Source organism: Egibacteraceae bacterium (assembly GCA_040905805.1).
Taxonomy (GTDB): Bacteria; Actinomycetota; Nitriliruptoria; order Euzebyales; family Egibacteraceae; genus DATLGH01.
Window position 1 is genome coordinate 17,982 of the sequence record JBBDQS010000041.1, and the last position, 4,270, is coordinate 22,251.

The 4,270-nt window shown below is 72.4% G+C and carries 5 protein-coding genes; 3 read left to right on the top strand and 2 right to left on the bottom strand.

Annotated elements, in window-relative coordinates:
- Nucleotides 1–98 precede the first annotated feature (98 nt).
- Together rpsF and WD250_05235 are read right to left on the bottom strand one after the other, a co-directional pair.
- Nucleotides 99–404, bottom strand: a complete 306-nt coding sequence (gene rpsF / locus WD250_05230) for a 30S ribosomal protein S6 (protein ID MEX2619603.1) — start codon at nt 402–404, stop codon at nt 99–101.
- Between the two features lie 190 nt (nt 405–594).
- A complete protein-coding gene (locus WD250_05235; protein ID MEX2619604.1) occupies nt 595–1,425 on the bottom strand; it encodes a sugar phosphate isomerase/epimerase family protein in 831 nt (276 codons plus the stop codon).
- Nucleotides 1,426–1,542: 117 nt separating this feature from the next.
- Here WD250_05235 and WD250_05240 point away from each other — a divergent pair, with 117 nt between their 5' ends.
- From WD250_05240 to WD250_05250, 3 genes are read left to right on the top strand one after another with little or no spacing between them, the layout of a single operon-like run.
- Nucleotides 1,543–3,090, top strand: a complete 1,548-nt coding sequence (locus tag WD250_05240; GenBank protein MEX2619605.1) for a long-chain fatty acid--CoA ligase — start codon at nt 1,543–1,545, stop codon at nt 3,088–3,090.
- Between the two features lie 36 nt (nt 3,091–3,126).
- Nucleotides 3,127–3,822 (top strand): hypothetical protein, encoded by a 696-nt coding sequence (locus tag WD250_05245; GenBank protein ID MEX2619606.1) that lies wholly within the window; start codon nt 3,127–3,129, stop codon nt 3,820–3,822.
- The gene (locus tag WD250_05250) at nt 3,819–4,073 is read left to right on the top strand and encodes a glutaredoxin family protein (GenBank protein MEX2619607.1); all 255 of its coding nucleotides are present in this window, start codon (nt 3,819–3,821) and stop codon (nt 4,071–4,073) included. The genes WD250_05245 and WD250_05250 overlap by 4 nt, the downstream gene beginning before the upstream one ends.
- Nucleotides 4,074–4,270: the final 197 nt, after the last annotated feature.

Genomic DNA, 4,270 nt, shown 5'->3' on the forward strand with positions numbered 1-4,270 from the left:
CCCCCCCCCCCCGGGGGGGGCTGGGTCGTTGCCTCCTGCACCCGGCCGGGGAAGTGCCTGGGCGGCGGCCGGCGTCAGGGTGGGGAAGCTCGGACCTGCTAGGAGGCCCGCTTGATCCGGTGGCCGGGGCGGACGATCTTGTGGCGCACGACGGCGTCGGTGATCCGCAGCTGACGGTCGAGCTCGCTCACGCCGGGTCCGGGCATCTGGAAGTCGATGACCGTGTAGTAGCCCTCGGTCATGTGCTCGATCTCGTAGGCGAACGTCCGCTTGCCCCAGTGATCGACGCGCTCGACGGTGCCGCCCTGGTTGGCGATCGTCGTCGTGAAGCGCTCGACGGTGGCGGTGACGGCGTCCTCGTCCAAGCCGGCGTTGGCGATGATCATCAGCTCATAGGTGTTCAAACAGTCCATCCTCTGGTCTTGGTCGGTCCCCCGGCGTGCGCTCGGCGAGCTGCATGCTCGTCGACGCCCAGCCCGGCGAACAGGACGGTGGTCGTCGCTGCACCGTACCACTGCACGATCCGGTCCTCTATCCGAGCCCGGTCACTGTACCGGTGTCGTGCGACACCGCGCGTGGTCCCTGTGGACAACGCTAGGTGGTGAGCTCCTCGCGGCGGGCGGTGGTCTCGCCGAGCAGCAGGCTCTCGGCCTTGACCCGCTCGCGGGCGAGGAAGCCGACGAGGTTGTCGCGCGTGTCCAGGTACGCGCGGCAGTCGAGCTCCAGGGTGATCGTCCCGGCGTACCCGGACGCCCCTACGTGGGCGAGGAACGCCTCCAGGGGCAGGACCCCGCTGCCGATGGGCGCGTGGCTGTCCTTGCCGTTGCCGAAGTTGTCGGACACGTGCAGGTGCGCCACCCGCTCCCCGAGGGCGTCCCAGGCCTCGAAGAGGTCCACGCCGGCGACCGCGAAGTGGCTCGTGTCGAACACCACCGACCGGAACGCCGTCATGTCCTCGGGGGTGATCACCGAGCTGAACGACCGCCCGTGCACGGGGTAGAGGTTCTCCATGGCGAACACCGGGCCGTACTCGTCGGCCTCGGCCTCCATCTCGGTGGCCAGCCATCCGCGGGCCTTGCGCTCCCAGCGGAACGGCGCGTGCGCCACCATGACCTCCGCGTCCAGGGCGGCGGCGATCTCCAGCGAGCGGCGGGTCTTCGCGATGTAGGCGGAACCCAGGACGTTGCGCAGCAGGACCATGTAGGGACCGTGCACGACCGGCACGGTGATGCCCGCCTCCTGCGCGTGGGCCAGGATGCGGTCGGGGTCGCGGGTCTCGGGGTTGTGGCCGATCAGCAGCTCCGCGCCGTCGTACCCGGCGTCGGCGATGGAGTCCATGATCCAGCCGAGCGGGCTCAGCAGCAGCGGGCCGGTCGAGACGAGCAGCCGCGGCCGGCTCGGGGATACCCCACGAGCGGTAGTCATGTCTGCCAGGGTAGCGACCGCCGGTGTCAGGAGAGCAACGCAAGGGTGAAAGGAGCGCGTCGGTGCCTGCGCTAGTCTCCGTCCCGGACGGGAGATCCCGCGAGGAGGAGTGCGCGTGTGAACATCGCGGAGCGGTTGCGTGACAGCGCAGCCCGCTTGCCCGACAAGGTCGCGCTGGTGTTCCAGGACCAGCGCGTCACCTACGCCGAGCTCGACCGGCAGGTGGACCGCGCGGCGGCGGCGTTCCAGGCGCTCGGGCTGGAGCCCGGCGCTCGTGTCGCGCTCATGGTCGGCAACACCCCGCACTTCGTCGAGGCCTTCTACGGCGCCCTGCGGGCCGGGCTGGTGGTCGTGCCGATCAACGTGGGGTTCACCGCCGACGAGGTCGCGTACCTGCTCGCCGACTCCGGCGCACGGGCCGTCGTGGTCAGCGAGCCGTTCGCCGCCGTGCTGCACGGCGTGCGCGAGACGCTGCCGGCGCTGGACCAGGTGATCGTGGCGGGCGCGTCGAGCCCGCCGGCGGGCACGCGGACGTGGCGCCAGTTCGCCAGCAGCGTCGAGGACCCCCCGACCCCGGTGGACGCCGACGCCTCCGCGCTCGCACTGCTGCAGTACACCTCGGGCACCACCGGCAAGCCCAAGGGCGCGATGCTGAGCCACGCCAACCTGCTGGCCAACCACGCCCAGATGGAGCGCACCCGACTGCGCGTCGAGGAGGGCGACGTCGTCCTCTGCGTGCTGCCCCTGTTCCACATCTACGCGCTCAACGTCGCGATGGCGTTCACGCTGTCGCGCGGGGCCACGATCATGGTCGTGGAGCGATTCGACGCGCTGCAGACCCTCGTCGACATCGCGGCCCACCGGGTGTCGGTGCTGCTCGGGGCGCCGCCGATGTACGTCGCCTGGGTGAACACCCCAGGCGTGGCCGACTACGACCTCGCCAGCGTGCGCATCGCCATCTCGGGGGCGGCGCCGCTGCCCCCGCCGGTCCTGGAGCGCTTCCGGGCCGACCTCGGCATCCCCATCTGGGAGGGGTACGGCCTCACCGAGACCGCGCCGGTGCTGACCACGGTGGCGATGGGCGACCGGGTCGTGCCCGGCAGTGTCGGCATGCCGCTGCCCGACGTCGAGGTGCGCATCGTCGACGACCATGGCAAGCCCGTCAGGCAGGGGGACCCCGGCGAGATACTCGTGCGCGGCCCGAACGTGTTCTCCGGCTACTGGAACGACGAGCCGGCGACCAAGGAGGCCATCGACGACGAGGGGTGGTTCGCCACCGGTGACATCGGCTACAGCGACGAGGGCTACCTCTACCTGGTGGACCGCAAGCGGGACCTGATCATCGTCAGCGGGTTCAACGTCTACCCCCGCGAGGTCGAGGAGGTGCTGTACCGCCACCCGAAGGTCGCCGAGGCGGCGGTGGTCGGCACCCCCCACCCCTACACCGGCGAGGCCGTCAAAGCCGTGGTGGTCCTGTGCGGCGGCGAGGAGGCCGGCGCCGAGGAGCTCATCGACTTCTGCCGGCGCTCGCTGGCCCGCTTCAAGGCGCCCGAGGTGGTCGAGTTCGTCCAGTCCCTGCCCCACAACCCCAGCGGCAAGGTCCTGCGCCGGGAGCTCCGTGACCTCGACCCCCCACCCCCTGACCGCCCGCCCATGACCGCGTGAATCGCCGGGCATCGGGCCGCGGCGTACCATGCGGCCATGGTCTTCGCGGTTGGCTTCGCCGTCCTGGGAGCGCTTGTGGCGGGGGCGTTCTCCGCTGAGCTCGCCCGCCAGTGGCGGGCACGCCGGCGCCACCACGCGCTGGCCTGGTCCCTGTCACTGGCGCTGTACGCCGCCGGCATGGTGGCGTTGGCGGCAGGGTTCGGCCTGGGGTGGTCCCCGGCGTCGTTCGCGGTGTACTGGATCACCGGCGCCTTGTTGAACGTGCCCCTCCTGGCGGTCGGCCAGCTGCACCTGCTGGACAGCAAGCGGGCGGCGCTCTGGTGGACGATCGCCGGGCTGGCGACCGTGTGGAGCGTGGCCGCGGTGGCGCTCACCCCGGTCGAGGTCGGGGTGCTGGCTGCTGCCGACGGCGCCGGCGGCATCCCCGGCGGCCAGGAGGCGTTCGCCGGTGGGCTCGCCTACCAGGTGCTGCGGCCCATGACGATCCTCGGGGCCCTGGTCGTGGTCGTCGGATCGGTGTACTCGGGGCTGCGCGCCCGCCGCTACGGGATCCTGCTGATCGCGCTCGGGGTCGCCGTCTCGGCCACCTCGTCGCGCTTCCTCGCCGCCGAGCTCGACCACCTCGTCGCGCTCGTCCTGGCCGTGGGCGTGACCGTCATGTACGCGGGGTTCCGCGCGGCGCGCCGGGCCCCCCGTGCGCGCCGGGAGACGACCCGCGTCAGGACCGCGTGACCCACCGAGCCCGGGTGACCGTCTTCACCCGCGCGACCTGCGGGCTGTGTCGGCAGGCCGAGGCCGTCGTCGCCCAGGTCGCGGCGGGCCGCGCCGACGTCGAGCATGTCGACATCGACGAGGACCCGAGCCTCACCGACCGCTACACCGTGCGGGTGCCCGTCGTGGCCGTGGACGGCGAGGAGCTGTTCGAGTATGTCGTGGACGCCGACGCGCTGCGCGACGCCCTGACGCGAGCCGCCCGCGACTGACCCTCAGGGCGGTCGCCGCACCGCCGCGCCCGGGAGGATGAGCATGGCGCCCGGGCCATGTGGCCGGGCCACGCGGCCACTGTGGGGGTGGTGGTGTGGCCGGGCCACGTGCCCGGGGGAGTCGCCGGGCCACGCGGGCACTGTGGGGGTGGTGGTGTGGCCGGGCCACGTGCCCGGGGGAGTCGCCGGGCCACGCG